The 14317-nt window shown below is 63.4% G+C and carries 16 protein-coding genes; 9 read left to right on the forward strand and 7 right to left on the reverse strand.

Annotated features, from left to right (window positions below):
- Positions 1-83 precede the first annotated feature (83 nt).
- The 4 genes from xylF to GGR00_RS23625 all read left to right on the forward strand — a co-directional run bounded on the left by xylF (position 84) and on the right by GGR00_RS23625 (position 5111).
- Positions 84-1124, forward strand: a complete 1041-nt coding sequence (gene xylF / locus GGR00_RS23610) for a D-xylose ABC transporter substrate-binding protein (protein ID WP_184701546.1) — start codon at positions 84-86, stop codon at positions 1122-1124.
- A 140-nt stretch (positions 1125-1264) separates the two neighbouring features.
- The gene (locus GGR00_RS23615) at positions 1265-2581 is read left to right on the forward strand and encodes a sugar ABC transporter permease (protein ID WP_055974187.1); all 1317 of its coding nucleotides are present in this window, start codon (positions 1265-1267) and stop codon (positions 2579-2581) included.
- Between the two features lie 21 nt (positions 2582-2602).
- Complete coding sequence (locus tag GGR00_RS23620; RefSeq protein ID WP_055974184.1) at positions 2603-3391, forward strand: ATP-binding cassette domain-containing protein; 789 nt, start codon at positions 2603-2605, stop codon at positions 3389-3391.
- A 115-nt stretch (positions 3392-3506) separates the two neighbouring features.
- The gene (locus tag GGR00_RS23625) at positions 3507-5111 is read left to right on the forward strand and encodes a CHASE domain-containing protein (protein ID WP_184701548.1); all 1605 of its coding nucleotides are present in this window, start codon (positions 3507-3509) and stop codon (positions 5109-5111) included.
- A gap of 73 nt (positions 5112-5184) precedes the next feature.
- Here the strand turns inward: GGR00_RS23625 and GGR00_RS23630 are convergent, their stop codons facing one another.
- From GGR00_RS23630 to GGR00_RS23650, 5 genes are all read right to left on the reverse strand, one after another.
- The gene (locus GGR00_RS23630) at positions 5185-5430 is read right to left on the reverse strand and encodes a YMGG-like glycine zipper-containing protein (RefSeq protein WP_055974179.1); all 246 of its coding nucleotides are present in this window, start codon (positions 5428-5430) and stop codon (positions 5185-5187) included.
- A 170-nt stretch (positions 5431-5600) separates the two neighbouring features.
- The gene (locus tag GGR00_RS23635) at positions 5601-5921 is read right to left on the reverse strand and encodes a hypothetical protein (RefSeq protein WP_055974176.1); all 321 of its coding nucleotides are present in this window, start codon (positions 5919-5921) and stop codon (positions 5601-5603) included.
- Between the two features lie 94 nt (positions 5922-6015).
- Complete coding sequence (locus GGR00_RS23640) at positions 6016-6966, reverse strand: sensor histidine kinase (RefSeq protein WP_343065627.1); 951 nt, start codon at positions 6964-6966, stop codon at positions 6016-6018.
- A 241-nt stretch (positions 6967-7207) separates the two neighbouring features.
- Entirely contained in the window at positions 7208-7372 is a 165-nt protein-coding gene (locus GGR00_RS23645; RefSeq protein WP_018429836.1) for a DUF1328 domain-containing protein, read from the reverse strand.
- Positions 7373-7447: 75 nt separating this feature from the next.
- Entirely contained in the window at positions 7448-8242 is a 795-nt protein-coding gene (locus GGR00_RS23650; protein ID WP_055974171.1) for a response regulator, read from the reverse strand.
- A gap of 201 nt (positions 8243-8443) precedes the next feature.
- Between GGR00_RS23650 and GGR00_RS23655 the strand changes: the two genes are divergently transcribed.
- Complete coding sequence (locus GGR00_RS23655; protein ID WP_184701550.1) at positions 8444-8641, forward strand: NepR family anti-sigma factor; 198 nt, start codon at positions 8444-8446, stop codon at positions 8639-8641.
- Positions 8642-8647: 6 nt separating this feature from the next.
- Complete coding sequence (locus tag GGR00_RS23660) at positions 8648-9196, forward strand: sigma-70 family RNA polymerase sigma factor (RefSeq protein ID WP_055974166.1); 549 nt, start codon at positions 8648-8650, stop codon at positions 9194-9196.
- Here the strand turns inward: GGR00_RS23660 and GGR00_RS23665 are convergent.
- Complete coding sequence (locus GGR00_RS23665) at positions 9182-9565, reverse strand: response regulator (protein WP_055974163.1); 384 nt, start codon at positions 9563-9565, stop codon at positions 9182-9184. The two genes, GGR00_RS23660 and GGR00_RS23665, sit on opposite strands and share 15 nt — an antisense overlap.
- 133 nt (positions 9566-9698) lie before the next feature.
- Here GGR00_RS23665 and GGR00_RS23670 point away from each other — a divergent pair, with 133 nt between their 5' ends.
- Positions 9699-10460, forward strand: a complete 762-nt coding sequence (locus GGR00_RS23670) for a Crp/Fnr family transcriptional regulator (RefSeq protein WP_184701552.1) — start codon at positions 9699-9701, stop codon at positions 10458-10460.
- A gap of 122 nt (positions 10461-10582) precedes the next feature.
- Here the strand turns inward: GGR00_RS23670 and GGR00_RS23675 are convergent, their stop codons facing one another.
- A complete protein-coding gene (locus GGR00_RS23675; RefSeq protein WP_184701564.1) occupies positions 10583-11650 on the reverse strand; it encodes a linear amide C-N hydrolase in 1068 nt (355 codons plus the stop codon).
- A 141-nt stretch (positions 11651-11791) separates the two neighbouring features.
- Here GGR00_RS23675 and GGR00_RS23680 point away from each other — a divergent pair, with 141 nt between their 5' ends.
- Together GGR00_RS23680 and GGR00_RS23685 are read left to right on the forward strand one after the other, a co-directional pair.
- On the forward strand, positions 11792-13249 hold the full coding sequence (locus GGR00_RS23680; RefSeq protein WP_343065628.1) for a metal-dependent hydrolase family protein: 1458 nt from the start codon (positions 11792-11794) through the stop codon (positions 13247-13249).
- 14 nt (positions 13250-13263) lie between these two features.
- Positions 13264-14112, forward strand: a complete 849-nt coding sequence (locus GGR00_RS23685) for a porin family protein (RefSeq protein ID WP_246441577.1) — start codon at positions 13264-13266, stop codon at positions 14110-14112.
- Positions 14113-14317 lie beyond the last annotated feature (205 nt).

Raw genomic sequence — 14317 nt, forward strand, 5'->3', positions numbered from 1 at the left:
CTATTTTTTCGAGGCTCGAAAAAAAGAGCTTCTCCAAGGGCTATCGCGAAGCAGGCGCGCCCGTTGGGCGCAGGGAGGAAATCATGAAGAAGTTTACCACCGCCATCCTGGCGGGCGTCGCCATGTCGCTGTCGCTTGCGGCAGTTGCCGAGGCGAAGGACAAGGTCGTCGGCGTGTCGTGGTCGAACTTCCAGGAAGAACGCTGGAAGACCGACGAAGCCGCCATGAAGGCCGCCATTGAGGCTGCCGGCGACAAGTACATCTCAGCTGACGCGCAGTCGTCGCCGGCCAAGCAGCTGACGGACGTCGAAAGCCTGATCTCGCAGGGCGCCAACGCGCTGATCATCCTGGCGCAGGACGCCAGCGCCATCGGTCCGGCCGTCGACAAGGCCGTCGCCGAAGGCATCCCGGTTGTCGGCTACGACCGCCTGATCGAAAACAAGGACGCCTTCTACCTGACCTTCGACAATAAGGAAGTCGGGCGCATGCAGGCCAAGGGCGTGTTCGCCGCCAAGCCTGAAGGCAACTACGTCTTCATCAAGGGCAGCGGTGCCGATCCGAACGCCGACTTCCTGTTCGCCGGCCAGATGGAAGTGCTCAAGGAAGCCGTCGACGCCGGCAAGATCAAGAATGTCGGCGAGGCCTATACCGACGGCTGGCTGCCGGCCAATGCCCAGAAGAACATGGAGCAGTTCCTGACCGCCAACGACAACAAGATCGACGCGGTCGTGGCTTCGAACGACGGCACCGCCGGCGGCGCGATCGCAGCCCTCCAGGCGCAGGGCCTTGCCGGCTCGGTGCCGGTGTCGGGCCAGGACGGCGACCATGCTGCGCTGAACCGCATCGCGCTCGGCACGCAGACCGTGTCGGTGTGGAAGGACGCGCGCGAACTCGGCAAGAACGCCGCCGAAATCGCCTCGCAGCTCGCCGACGGCAAGAAGATGGAAGAGATCGCCAACGTCACCAAGTTCAAGACGCCAGGCGGCCTCGAGCTGAACTCGGTGTTCCTGACGCCGGTTCCAATCACCAAGGACAACCTCAACGTCGTCATCGACGCCGGCTGGGTTGGCAAGGACGTGGTCTGCCAGGGCGTGGCCGCCGGTTCGGTCGCTGCCTGCAACTGAGGATCGGCTTCATCCGATCGGTCAAACGCCGCGGCTTGCCGCGGCGTTTTTCAAAAGCGCCCGCTTCATGACATGGCGGATTGACCCTATCATGCGCACACCGGCTGCCGCTTAGACGGCCATCCGGTCGGGAGGTAACAATGACAGACACGACAACCAACGCGCCGGCCGACCGAGCGCGAACGACCGAACTCAGCCTTGTCGGACGCTTTCTCCGCGACACGGAGATCGACACCCGCATGCTCGGCATGATCGGCGCGCTGCTGCTGATCTGGGTCGGGCTTCACATCCTCTCGGGCGGGCTGTTCCTGACGCCGCGCAACCTTTGGAACCTGTCGGTCCAGTCGGCCTCGGTGGCGATCATGGCGACGGGCATGGTCCTGGTCATCGTGACCCGCAACATCGACCTGTCGGTCGGTTCGGTGCAGGGCTTCATCGGCATGGTGATGGGCGTGACACAGGCCGAGTTCCTGCCGCGCATCATCGGCCTGCCGCTCGGCGACCCGTGGATCTGGGTCATCGCGCTGTGCGTCGGCCTCGCCATGGGCCTTGTCATCGGCGCCTTCCAGGGCTTCCTGATCGCCTATCTCGCCATTCCGGCCTTCATCGTCACGCTGGGCGGGCTGCTGGTGTGGCGCGGTGCTGCCTGGTGGGTCACGTCGGGGCGCACGGTCGCGCCGCTCGACCCGACCTTCCAACTGATGGGCGGCGGTCCGGCCGGTTCCATCGGGGCGACTGCCAGCTGGATCATCGCGGTCGTCGCCTGTGTCGCGGTGGTGGTGATGCTGCTCAACGGGCGCCGCCAGCGCCAGCGCTTCAAGTTCCCGCTGCGTCCCGTCTGGGCCGAAGTGTTCCTCGGGACAGTCACCTGCGGCGCCATCCTCGGCGCGATCTGGGTCGCCAATTCGTACCCCTGGCCGATCGGCATCGTGCGCAGATACGCCGAGGCCAATGGCATCACCATCCCCGAGGGCGGCCTGTTCATCGCCCACGGCATCGCCATTCCCGTCCTGATCGCCGTCGCCATCGGCGTCATCATGACCTTCATCACCACCCGCACGCGCTTCGGCCGTTATGTCTTCGCCATCGGCGGCAATCCGGAGGCGGCTGAACTCGCCGGCATCAACACCCGCTGGGTGACGATGAAGATCTTCATGATCATGGGCCTGCTGACGGCGATCAGCGCCGCCATCTCGTCGGCGCGCCAGAACGCCTCGACCAACGTCATGGGCACGCTCGACGAGCTTTTGGTCATCGCCGCGGCGGTCATCGGCGGCACGTCGCTTGCGGGCGGCTCGGGTACGGTGGCCGGCGCCATGCTCGGCGCGCTTTTGATGCAATCGCTGCAGTCGGGCATGGTGCTGCTGGGCCTCGACACGCCATTGCAGAACATCGTTGTCGGCCTGGTGCTGGTCGTGGCCGTGTGGCTCGACACGCTCTACCGCAAGCGCGTCTAACGAAATCCGGGAGCCAAGATCATGGAACAGACCCGTATCCCGCTCGTCGACCTCAGGAACATTTCCATCGCCTTCGGTGGCATTCGCGCCGTCGACGATGCCTCGGTCGATCTCTATCCCGGCGAGGTGGTGGCGCTGCTTGGCCACAACGGTGCCGGCAAGTCGACGCTGATCAAGATCCTGTCGGGTGCCTACAAGCGCGACAGCGGCGCGATCTTCGTCCGCGGCGAGGAGGCATCGATCTCCAACCCGCGCGACGCCAAGAAATACGGCATCGAGACGATCTACCAGACACTGGCGCTGGCCGACAATGTCGATGCCGCCGCCAACCTCTTCCTCGGACGCGAGATCATGACCGCCTACGGCACGCTCGACGACGTCGCCATGGAGGCCGAGGCACGCAAGGTGATGGGCCGGCTCAACCCGCGCTTCCAGCGCTTCAAGGAGCCGGTGAGCAAGCTGTCGGGCGGCCAGCGCCAATCGGTGGCGATTGCGCGGGCCATCCTGTTCAACGCCCGCATCCTGATCATGGACGAGCCGACGGCAGCGCTCGGGCCCCAGGAGACGGCCCAGGTCGGCGAATTGGTCAAGCAGCTCAAGGCCGATGGCATCGGCATCTTCCTGATCAGCCACGACATCCACGACGTGTTCGACCTTGCCGACCGCGTCTGCGTGATGAAGAACGGCCAGGTGGTGGGCACCGCCCGCACCCAGGACGTGACCAAGGACGAGGTGCTCGGCATGATCATCCTCGGCAAGTGCCCGCCCGGGGCGATTCCTGGGCCTGGCGCGATGCAAATCGCAGCCTGAGTTCCGCGCCAACCGGCGGAGCCTGCTCACCACCTCAAGGTGTGATCGCGAAAAGCAGTTTCGACTTTTCGCGATCATGCTTTAATGAGCGAGGAGTGAGACGAGCCGGCCAGAATTGAGAAAGTACTTTCCAAGCCTGATCTTTGTTGGCGTCACGCTGGTGAGCCTGACGATGGCGGGGCTCGTCTATCTCGCCACCATCGAGGCGGCTCGCATCAAGTTCCAGTCGGTGGCCGACGACGCCCTCAACCGCATCGAGGGTCGGATCGAGTTCGACCTCGCCCTGCTGCATGCAACGCAGGCGATGTTTGCCGCCCAGAAGGGCAACATCTCGCGCGACGAGTTTCGCGCCTTTTTCACCTCGCTCGGCGTTGCCAAGGGTTTTTCCGGCCTGCGCGGCATCGGTTTCCTCCGCTTTGCCGAGGCCAGCCAGGACGACGCGATCACCCGCGATCTGAAGGCCGGCTATGGCATCGACCGCAAGCCGTTCCCTCAAACCAGCCTGAACTGGCGCGCGCCGGTGGTGTTGTTCGAGCCGATGAGCAAGGCCAGCCTCGACGCGATGGGTTTCGACATGGCCACCGATTCCCTGCGCCGCCCGGCAATCGAGGCGGCGATGGCGGCCAAGGGCGATCCGCGCGGGACAGGGCGCGTCCTGCTCGGTCAAAGCAAGGACGGCGTGCGGGAACCGGGCATTCTGGTGTTTGCGCGTGTCGACCGGCCCGAGGGGGAAGGGGCGGCACCGGCCGGTTTCCTCTATGTCGCGTTCCGTACCGCGGAGCTGTTCCAGGCAGCACTCGGCAAGGCGCCGTTGCTGCCTGTGGCGGTGGAGGTGTTCGACGGGACGCGGGATGACGACAGCTTGCTGTTTCGCTCGCAGGCGCGGCCCGACACCGGCTATGCCGAGGCTTTTTCGGTGACGCGCGAGACCACGGTGGCGGGACGCAAGTGGATCGTCAATTTCCGTCCCAGCACGGCCTTCGAGCCTCCGTCGCCGCGCGCCGCGCCGCTGATGCTCGGGCTGTTCGGACTGGTGCTCGCTGCCGCCATCGCGCTGGTGGCGCGCTATCAGCAGCGCGCCTACCAGGTGGCGGCGCAACTGCATGAGACGACGGAAAAGAGCCTGCTCGAGAAGGAACTGATGCTTCAGGAAATGAAGCATCGCATCAAGAACTCGATCGCCCGGGTGCTGGCCATGGCGCGCCAGACGGCATCGGGCGCCAAGGACATCGAGGAGTTCTCCGCGTCGTTTTCGGCGCGGCTGCAGGCGATGGCGGCGTCCCAGGACATGCTGACGCGCTCGCGCTGGCAGAAAGCCGACCTCGGCGAATTGCTGCGCACCGAACTGGGCCAGGTGTTCGGCAAGGAACTGCCCGAAGGCGTGATCGCCGGGCAGGCCGTCGAGCTCGACGAAACGACGACGCAGGCGCTGGGGCTGACCTTCCACGAGCTGGCGACCAACGCGCTGAAATATGGCGACGGCGACAGTTCCGTGGGCGGGCTGAAGGTGGCCTGGCGCCTGTCCGGCAAGGGAAAGGGGCGGCGGTTGCTGCTCAGCTGGACCGAACGCAACGTCAATGGCGTGACCAAACCAGAAAAGGTCGGCTTCGGCACCAAGCTGATCGACATGAACATCACGCGCGAACTGGATGGCAGGATCGAGCGGACCTATGGCGCTGACGGCCTGAAGGTCGAGATCGACATTCCCTATCGCGGCTGAGCGGGCTGTTCGGGCAAAGAAAAGCCCGCCGACGGGCAGAGCCGTCGCCGGGCGATTTGGTCGTGCCGCAGGCTTAGCGGCAGCGCGCGGTGTAAATCTGGCCGCGGCTGTTGCGGTATTCGCAATAGCCGTTGCGCAGGTTGCGGACCAGAAGGCCGGAGGCCGCGCCGACGGCACCGCCGATGACCGCACCCCTGCCGCCGCCGATCAAGGCGCCGGCGACCGCACCAACGCCCGTGCCGGTAACAACGTCACGTTCGGTGGTCGTGCAGCCGGAGATTGCAACGACGGCTACAAGCGCAAGAATAACTTTCTTCATTCAATCAGTCCTCTCACTTTAACATCGTCCCGTTGGACACTTAGCGCATCGCCTCGACATGCGGAATCATTTTTCGAGGCCATACGTAAATTCAAGCGGTTAGGGGTGGCAAGCGCGCGCACATGACAAGGATTGCGGCGTGGGCCGCGGCTATGCGCGCTGCGATTCGGTCAGTGAAGGTACGCTTCCCCCGGTTGAGCCGGCTCGGAAGCGGCAATGACGCTGGTGACGGAAAGAGAAGCGTCGAGCGTGCCGTTCGGCAGCACATTCCAGGTCAGCTGGTTGTAATCATCCTCAAGCGCGGGGTCGACTTCGAGGCATTTGGCAAGGATGCGCGGATACTGCGGCGCGAGGATGCCGATGGCCTTGGGCAGTTCGGCCTGGCAATCCTCGAAAACCTCGAACAACGGTGTCGGCGCCGGGATTTCCCGGCAGCCGGAGAGATCCTGCGAGCAGGAAACGACAAAAAGAAGTGCTGCGATGTGTTCCATGGCAAATCACCTTCGCCAAGAAACGAGGAGACGGGGCCAAAGGTTCCGCCGCAAAACATAGCTCGATCGATTGAAACCGACCGATCGAGCCGACTCAATCCAGCTGGAAATTGGCCCTGGGCATAACGAGCCGATATTCCAGCCTGTCGGGGCCGATCTCGAGCTTGGCACTGCCGTCGAGCGCGGCCGGGACGACCCGCTCGAGCGCCACGCTGCCGAAGCGCTTCTTGCGCACCTCGCCGTCGGGAACCGCGCCGATCGCCTCGATCCAGCAGACTGTGACTTGCATCGCGCCGTGGGCGTCCGCCGCCGAGCGGGCGGTCACCTCGACGTAGCCGTCAGTGCGGGCGAGGGCGCCATAGCTTGCCGAGTTGACGGCCAGTTCGTGCACGGCCAGGCCAATGTGCAAGGCGGCGTTTGGATTGAGGTAGGGGTCGTCGCCGGAGATGCGCAGGGTGCGCCCGGTGTCGATGCTGCAGCGCGCGACCTGGCCGATCACCAGTTCGCGGAAGCCGGCGCCGCGCCAGTCGGACGACGTGACCAAATCCTGCGACGAGGCAATGGACTGGAGCCGGCCGCGGAAGCGTTCGAGAAAACCGTCGATGGAGTCGGAATAGTGGCCGGTCTGGCTGGCGATGCTCTGGATGATGGCGAGCAGGTTCTTGGAGCGGTGGCTGACTTCGCGCAACAGCGCGGTCAATGCCTGTTCGCGCCGTTTCTGCTCGGTGGTTTCGATGACCGTAACGACCACGCCCTGGACCTGGCCCTGCGGCGAGCGGTCGGCGTCGATGCAGACGTCGTACCAGCGCATGCCGGAGGATTTGTCGGCCAGGCTGATTTCGAGGCCGCCGGAATTGCCGGTGGCGAGGGCGTTCTTCTTGGCGGCGACCAGGCGGTCGGCCTGCTGCGGCGGCAGCAGGTTGCCGTCGGTTCCATGTCCCCCGATGACGTCCTGCCATGGCGGCTGGAGATTGTGCGACCACACGGTCCGCAGCTTGCGATCCTGGTAGAGGACGGCAATTCCGGCATTGCGGGAGGCATGCAAAAAGGCGGCGTCCAGTCTCGAGCTTTTTCCCATTGCTGGTGAGGGATTGGCCATGGACGAGCCGCCTTCGTTGGTTCCTCGGCCTTGCGGTGACGCGATGCGGGCATTCCGGTACGGCTGAAACGGTACCGCCGGGCAACGCTTCTTTGAGGAGCGCTACCCGGCGGCGCTGGACTCCGACTGAGGGGGCCGGCTTCCAGTTTCGGGAGGGTTCTTCATCTTGACGAGCGTGTCGGCGACATCATGCGCGCCTGAACAGACCTGCGATCAGCGAGATCACCAGGAAGGCGAGGAAGATGAAGAACAGAATCTGAGCGATGCCGGCAGACGTTCCGGCGATGCCGCCGAAGCCAAGGGCGCCGGCGATGATCGCAACGACAAGGAATACGAGCGCCCAATAAAGCATGATCTATCTCCTTCAAATGATGAATGAAAAACGTGCCGCCCCAAGGTTGGTTCCCTGGGGCGGTTGTAAAAAGCGCTATGCCGCAGCCTTTGCCTGCCTGTCAAAGAACAATGCCTGGCTGATCAGAGCCTTGACCATTTCGGGGTTGAACGGCTTGGTGACGAGGAACGCCGGCTCGGGGCGTTCGCCGGTCAGCAGGCGTTCGGGAAAGGCGGTGATGAAGATCACCGGCAGCGGCCGTGCCGCCAGCATCTCGTTTACGGCCTCGATGCCGGAACTGCCGTCGGCGAGCTGGATGTCGGCGAGGATCATCTGCGGCCGCGTGCGCTTGAACAGCGCGGCTGCCTCGGCGTGGGTGCGCGCCGTTCCGACGACGCGATGGCCGAGGCTTTCCACCATCTCCTCGATGTCCATGGCAATCAGCGGCTCGTCCTCGATGATCAGGATGTCGGTTGCGACCTGGCGCGAAATCTCGCCGCTCGCCTCCTGCAGCAACAGGGCGAACTCTTCCTGGTCGGTATCGAGCACCTCGGCCGCCTCGACGTCGTTGAAACCTTCGACGGCGACAAGAAGGAAGGCCTGGCGCGGGCGCGGGGCGATCGCCGACAGGTTGGCCGCGGCGCGTTTTTCCCATGCCAAAGGCGACTGCTCCTGCGGGACCCGGATCGAAACGGAGGTGAACAGTCGGGCAAAGACCTTGTAGAGCGCGATGCGGTCATTGGAGGCGGACGGGAACACGTCAATGTCGTCGATCAGCGCTTCGAGCATCGCGGCCACCAATGCGTCACCACTTGCCTGGGAGCCTGAAACCGCACGCGAGAAGCGACGGAGATAGGGCAGGTGCGGTGCAATTCTCGTGGATAGGGTCATGTTAGACGTTTCCCTCATGTGACGCTGTCATATCTTCATGGAAGCGAGGCACAACGCGTTGCCTGTGCAAAAGTTCCTCTCTCGTGGAACCTATCCGCATTTGGGGAGTTGGGTGCAAAATTCGGGAAACCGGACAAGGTAGTTGCGCGCCGTCATATCGGGAGCGGGACGTCTGACGGTGCAAAAGGGCAAAGCAAGCATATGACCAGGCAGACCAGTGGCGTCAGCAACGCCGGGCCGATTCATCGCCGCGACGGCGAACCTCTCGGGGCCAATTCCGAAATCGGCAGAAAACTCAAACAATATTACGATGACCTGGTGTCCGACGACGTGCCGGATCGTTTCGCACAGTTGCTCAGCCAGCTGGAAGAAGCTGAACCCGCACAGCAGAAGGACTGAGCAGGCATGGCAGCATCCCTTGGTTTCAAAGGCGACTTGCTCGCGGCGATCCCTGGCCTGCGGGCCTTTGCCATGTCGCTGTCGCAGAACGCCGACAGGGCGGACGACCTTGTCCAGGAAACGCTGGTCAAGGCGTGGGACAAGCAGTCGAGCTTTCAGCCCGGCACCAACCTGAAGGCCTGGCTGTTCACCATCCTGCGCAACGAGTTCTACTCGCAGATGCGCAAGCGCGGACGCGAGGTGCAGGACAGCGACGGCCTGCTGACGGCGCGGCTCGCGGTGCATCCGAGCCAGCCCGGCCGGCTCGACCTCGACGATTTCCGCAAGGCGCTGGAGCAGCTTCCCGAAGACCAGCGCGAAGCGATCATCCTGATCGGCGCGTCGGGTTTCTCCTACGAAGAGGCGGCGGACATCTGCGGTTGCGCCGTGGGCACGATCAAGAGCCGCGTCAGCCGCGCCCGCAACAGGCTGCAGGAGATCCTCGACATTTCGGGCGAAGCCGACTACGGGCCGGACGCGATCGCCGCCCAGGTCATGGGCTCAACCGTCAGCTGACGCCGAGAGCTTGCGGATGCTCGCGGTGACGGCCTCGACGAGGTCTTCGCCGGAGTAGGGCTTGCTGACCAGCCGGACATCCGGGAAGCCGGCAAAGAGTTCGTCCAGCTGGTCGTATCCCGAGGCGAAGACGAAAGGAACGCCGGCGGCCTGGATGCTGCGTGCAAAGTCGAGCGTCGGCTCGCCGTCCAGCATGACGTCGATGATGGCGACGTCATAGGGCATCGCGGCCAGTTGGGCTTCGCGCAGGTTGGCGGCGAGGATGACGTCCTCGGCGCCGTGGTCGCGGCAGAGCTGGTCGACATCGAGCGCGATCAACGCCTCGTCTTCAAGCACAAGGATACGCAGTCCTGAAAGCGGGGCTGGCACGTGGCTGACACTCCATGGAATCGCAGCCGAAGATGGCGGTAGTCGCAGCCTGTGTCATTTAAAAAAGACATGGTCGGGACGCTCCGGAACCTTTATCCGGCCGCGGCGTTGCCGAGCACAATCAGGAGGTTGCATGACAGGGCGGGGTGACTCAACCGAGGTGACGCGGCAGGTTCCGTGCGAGAGCTGCCCGTTGCGGCAGATGCCGGCGTTCAGGGAATTCGAGAAGCCGGAACTGGCTTTCGTCAGCAGCTTCAAGCGGGGCGAACTGGCGGTGGACAAGGGTGCAACGCTTTTGTCGGAAGGCAGCAACAGCGCGCATCTTTTCACGGTGCTGTCGGGCTGGGGCTTTCGCTACAAGCTGCTGGAGGACGGGCGGCGGCAGATCCTGAACTACGTGCTGCCGGGCGACATGATCGGGCTTCAGGGAAGCCTGATGGGCGAGATGCAGCACTCGGTCGAAGCACTCTCACCCATGCTGCTGTGCATGTTCGAACGCGACAGGCTGATGGCGCTCTATCGCGATTATCCTGGTCTCGCCTACGACATCACATGGATCGCCGCGCGCGAGGAGCGCATGCTCGACGAGGCCTTGCTCAGCATCGGGCGCCGCTCGGCTTTGGAGCGGGCCGCCTATCTTCTCGCCTTCATCGCGAGCCGGGCACGCAAGGTCGGCATGAACGGCAAGGGCAAGGTCGATATTCCAATCACGCAACAACATGTTGCCGACACGCTCGGTCTCTCGCTGGTCCACACCAACAAGACGATCCGAAAGCTGATCGATCGCAAGCTGGTGCAATGGCGCGACGGCGGATGCACCGTGCTCGACATCGACGGGCTGATGGCGCTGGCCGACTGGGGCGGCCTTGCCGAGCAGGTGCGTCCGCTGCTCTAGCGGCTGGTCCAACACTGACGAGACCGCCGCCGCGCCGATCTGTCTTCGCTGCCTGGCCAAACGGTGCCGCCGTCCGATGCGTCTTATGCCGACATCGGCACAAGACGCATCGTGCCTTTGGCTCAAAGCCCCAGGAATTCGAAAGGTGCGGTTTCCTTGAACTGATCGTTGGCCATGCCCGCGTAGATATGCGCCTGGTTGGGGCCGAGGTCGAGTTTCATCACCTTGCCGGTCTCCGCGGTGAAATCAAGCCTGGTGAGGTCGACCCAGAAGACATTCGGGGTCAGCGCCGACTCGAAGAAATAGAGCTTGCGCTTGTGGTCGGATACGGTGCGCCAGCGCGTCGAGGATATGTTGGGCTGATCCGGCGTGGTGATGCCAAAAGGAACCGACACGTTGCGGATCACGCTGAAGGCGCTTGCGATCGCTTCGACCGGGTCTTTGCTCTTCGGGATCGCGTTCACATAGAAGGAGGCGCGCGTGAAGCGGTCGGAAGCGCGATTGGTGCCAGGCAGCATGACCGTGCCGCCGATCTGTTTCCAGTATTCGTTCAGCGCAAGCTGCTTTTCGAAGACCGGGGAGTTTGTCATCACCTGATAATCGCGGCTGTGGTGAATGACCTGCTTGCCGTCGATATACTCGATGATGGCACTGTCGCCCTTGGCATCCGAGAGCGAGAGATGCAGGGTCGCAAGCCTCTCTTCGCCAGGAACACTGTCGGTGACGACGGTGAAGGGTTCGTTGGCCAGCGTATCGACCGCTTCCTGCACGGTCGCAAAATTGTCGAGTACATATTGCGCCCACGCCGCGATCGTCAGGCCTGGCTTCTTGCCGTCGTATTCCGGGTAGGAGGATTCCACCAGCCATAGCACGTTGGCGACAAGGCCAGCCTCGTTCATGCCATCGGTTGTCGAGATGTCATAGCCGGTTGCTATGACGCTGCCATGTTTCGACGTCCACTCGACCGAATTCGGCCCGGCCTCTCCGGACCGCTTCATGCCACGCGGGAACACCCACAAATTGGTGCCGACATCGAGCTTCCAGTCCATGGAACGCGCGGTGATAACTTCATCGTTCGCACCATGATAGACGAAGCGCGTGCAAGCTTCAGCCGCCGGCACAACCAGCATGGTCGTTGCCATGAGCGCAGCGGTGCAGACAGCGGCGAATGAACGTTTTTTCAAGATCATGGCTTCTCTTGCCCTCAATTTCCGGTCGACTGCTCGACTACTATCAGGCCGGCCGCCTATTGGAAGCCAGCCGACTTGATGAGTTGATTGATCTTCGCCGGATTGGCATAGAACGATTGAACGCGTGAGAGGGGACGAATCTTGTTGTTTCGCTTTGGTCCGAGATATCAGCACCTGGCCCATGGCAAGGGCTGCGCCTGCCACAGCCCGCAAGCGCAGCAGCTGCTTGCACGCCTCGATACGGGGCTGTCGCGCCGTTCGGTGCTGAAGGGGGTTGCAGCAAGCCTTGCCGCCCCTGTCCTCGGCATCGTCAGCCCTGCCTTCGCGCAAACCGCGACAAAGCCGATCCTGCTGACGAACGTGAGCATCTTCGACGGCACGAATGGCAAGCGCGTCGAGGGCCAGGGCGTGCTGATTGAAGGCAAGCTCATCAAGGCCCTGGTCGCATCCGCGGATACGGTCGCCGATGCCGACGTGATCGACTGCGGCGGACGCACGCTGATGCCGGGCATGATCGACGCGCATTGGCATTCGATCCTTGCCGGCATCTCCCAGATGGTGGCGATGACCGCCGATATCCCCTATGTCCATCTCGTCGCCGCCCAAGAGGCCGAGCGCACCGTGTTGCGTGGCTTCACCACGGTCAGGGATGTGGGAGGGCCATCGTTTGCCCTCAAGCGCGCCATCGACGAGGGGCGCATTGCGGGACCACGCATCTATCCCTCCGGCGCCATGATTTCGCAGACGTCCGGGCACGGCGACTTTCGCATGCGCACGGATTTGCCGCGTACGCCGCAGAGCGATCTCAGCACTGCGGAGCAAGCAGGCATTTCGGCGATCGCCGACGGTGAGGCGGAAGTGCTTCGCCGGGTACGCGAGCAGCTGATGCTCGGAGCCAGCCAGATCAAGATCATGGGCGGCGGTGGAGTGGCCTCGTCCTACGATCCTGTCGATGCCCTGCAATATTCGGAAGCCGAGATGAAGGCGGCGGTGGGCGCAGCCGCGGATTGGGGCACATATGTCTGCATCCATGCCTACACGGCTGCCGCCGTGCAGCGGGCGCTCGCCTGCGGGGTGAAATCGATCGAGCACGGCCAACTGGCCGACGACGAGACGGTCAAGCGCATAGCGGATGCGGGCGCGTGGTGGAGCATCCAACCCTTTCTTGCCGACGAGGATGCCAACACCTATGCCTCGGCGGAGCAGCGGGCGCAGCAGCAGCAGATCGCCGAGGGCACAGCCAGGGCGGTCGAACTGGGGCGCAAGCACGGGGTCAACATGGCACTCGGCACCGACATCTTGTTCAACCCGAAGGGAACCGCGACGCAAGGGCGGCAACTCGCCAAGTTTGCCCGCTGGTACGACAATGCGGACGTCTTGCGCCTCCTGACCAGCGGCAATGCCGAACTTGCGGCTCTGTCGGGTCCGCGCAATCCCTATCCGGCAAGGCTCGGCCGCATCGAGGCCGGAGCCTATGCCGACATTCTCGTCGTCGACGGCAATCCGCTCGAAGACATCTCGTTGATCGCCGATCCGGACCGGACGATGACGCTCGTCATGAAGGATGGGCGCATTCACAAGAACACGCTTTCGGCCTGACAGAGGAAAGAGCCTTGAACCGATTTGCCATCATCGTCGCCCTGTCTCTCTGTGGCTTGCAGGCGGCACACGCCGCCGACACCGTCCTCGACCTTCCGGAAGAGCCGGCACCTGAGGTGACCGAGCGCCCGCTGCGGACGCTGCAGATCACGCCCTACATGTGGGCCGCCGGCCTTGAGGGCAACATCTCGCCGTTCCAGCGCGGCCCGACGATGCACGTCGAAAAATCGTTCTCCGACGTCATGGACGATCTCAATTTCGGCGGCTTCGTCAATGTGTGGGGACGCTATGACCGCTTCGTCTTCTCGGGCGACGTGATGTATGTCGACACATCGGACGGACACGGTTCCGGTCCGTTGCCGGCGATGCAGATTCCGGGCCTGGGCGTGCCGATCCCGGCGGGCGCGAACGTCGATGCCAAGGTCGACAGCAAGCAGTTCATGGCCACGCTTCAGGGCGGCTACCGCGTCATCGACACGCCGCAATTCACTCTCGACGCGCTCGGCGGCGTACGCTTCTGGCACATTTCAAACGACGTCACGGTTACTGCGAGTCACGCCCTCATTGGCAGCCGCTCCGCCAGCCATGGCGAAAGCTTCGGCTGGGTGGATCCCGTGGTGGGGCTGCGCGCATTCGTGCCCGTGACGGAAAAGCTGTCTCTGCAGGGGCAGGCCGATATCGGCGGCTTCGGTGCGGGCTCCGACTTCACCTGGTCAGTGCTTGGAACGGCCAACTACGTCGTCACCGACCGTCTTTCCGTGTCAGCAGGGTACAAGGTGCTCGATGTCGACTATGACAGCGGCGGCCATGTCTACGACACGCGCCTAAGCGGTCCGGTTCTGGGCGCAACGTGGCGTTTCTAGATGTTCCACCGACTTAGACCGGCTCGCACCGACTGCGCGGGTTTGCCGGCGCAGCCTATGGTTTCGGCTGCCGGCTTAAGCCCTCAACGGCCAATGCCGGGACGCGACATCTAGAGCGTTTCCTATCTTGAGCGAATCGTAGGATTCCCAAAGAAGGTGGTTTGTGATTCAAGATGCTGGCTGGGTGGAGGCCAGCATCTGATGA

The sequence above is a fragment of the Aminobacter aganoensis genome (genome assembly GCF_014206975.1).
Lineage (GTDB): Bacteria > Pseudomonadota > Alphaproteobacteria > Rhizobiales > Rhizobiaceae > Aminobacter > Aminobacter aganoensis.

Bases quoted from the DNA above. Each gene is read 5' to 3' on its own strand.
- GGR00_RS23670 (WP_184701552.1), top strand. From the start codon at position 9,699: ATGACAGGGCGGGGTGACTCAACCGAGGTGACGCGGCAGGTTCCGTGC.
- GGR00_RS23675 (WP_184701564.1), bottom strand. From the start codon at position 11,650: ATGATCTTGAAAAAACGTTCATTCGCCGCTGTCTGCACCGCTGCGCTC.
- GGR00_RS23635 (WP_055974176.1), bottom strand. From the start codon at position 5,921: ATGGAACACATCGCAGCACTTCTTTTTGTCGTTTCCTGCTCGCAGGAT.
- GGR00_RS23615 (WP_055974187.1), top strand. From the start codon at position 1,265: ATGACAGACACGACAACCAACGCGCCGGCCGACCGAGCGCGAACGACC.
- xylF (WP_184701546.1), top strand. From the start codon at position 84: ATGAAGAAGTTTACCACCGCCATCCTGGCGGGCGTCGCCATGTCGCTG.
- GGR00_RS23620 (WP_055974184.1), top strand. From the start codon at position 2,603: ATGGAACAGACCCGTATCCCGCTCGTCGACCTCAGGAACATTTCCATC.
- GGR00_RS23630 (WP_055974179.1), bottom strand. From the start codon at position 5,430: ATGAAGAAAGTTATTCTTGCGCTTGTAGCCGTCGTTGCAATCTCCGGC.
- GGR00_RS23660 (WP_055974166.1), top strand. From the start codon at position 8,648: ATGGCAGCATCCCTTGGTTTCAAAGGCGACTTGCTCGCGGCGATCCCT.
- GGR00_RS23650 (WP_055974171.1), bottom strand. From the start codon at position 8,242: ATGACCCTATCCACGAGAATTGCACCGCACCTGCCCTATCTCCGTCGC.
- GGR00_RS23645 (WP_018429836.1), bottom strand. From the start codon at position 7,372: ATGCTTTATTGGGCGCTCGTATTCCTTGTCGTTGCGATCATCGCCGGC.
- GGR00_RS23655 (WP_184701550.1), top strand. From the start codon at position 8,444: ATGACCAGGCAGACCAGTGGCGTCAGCAACGCCGGGCCGATTCATCGC.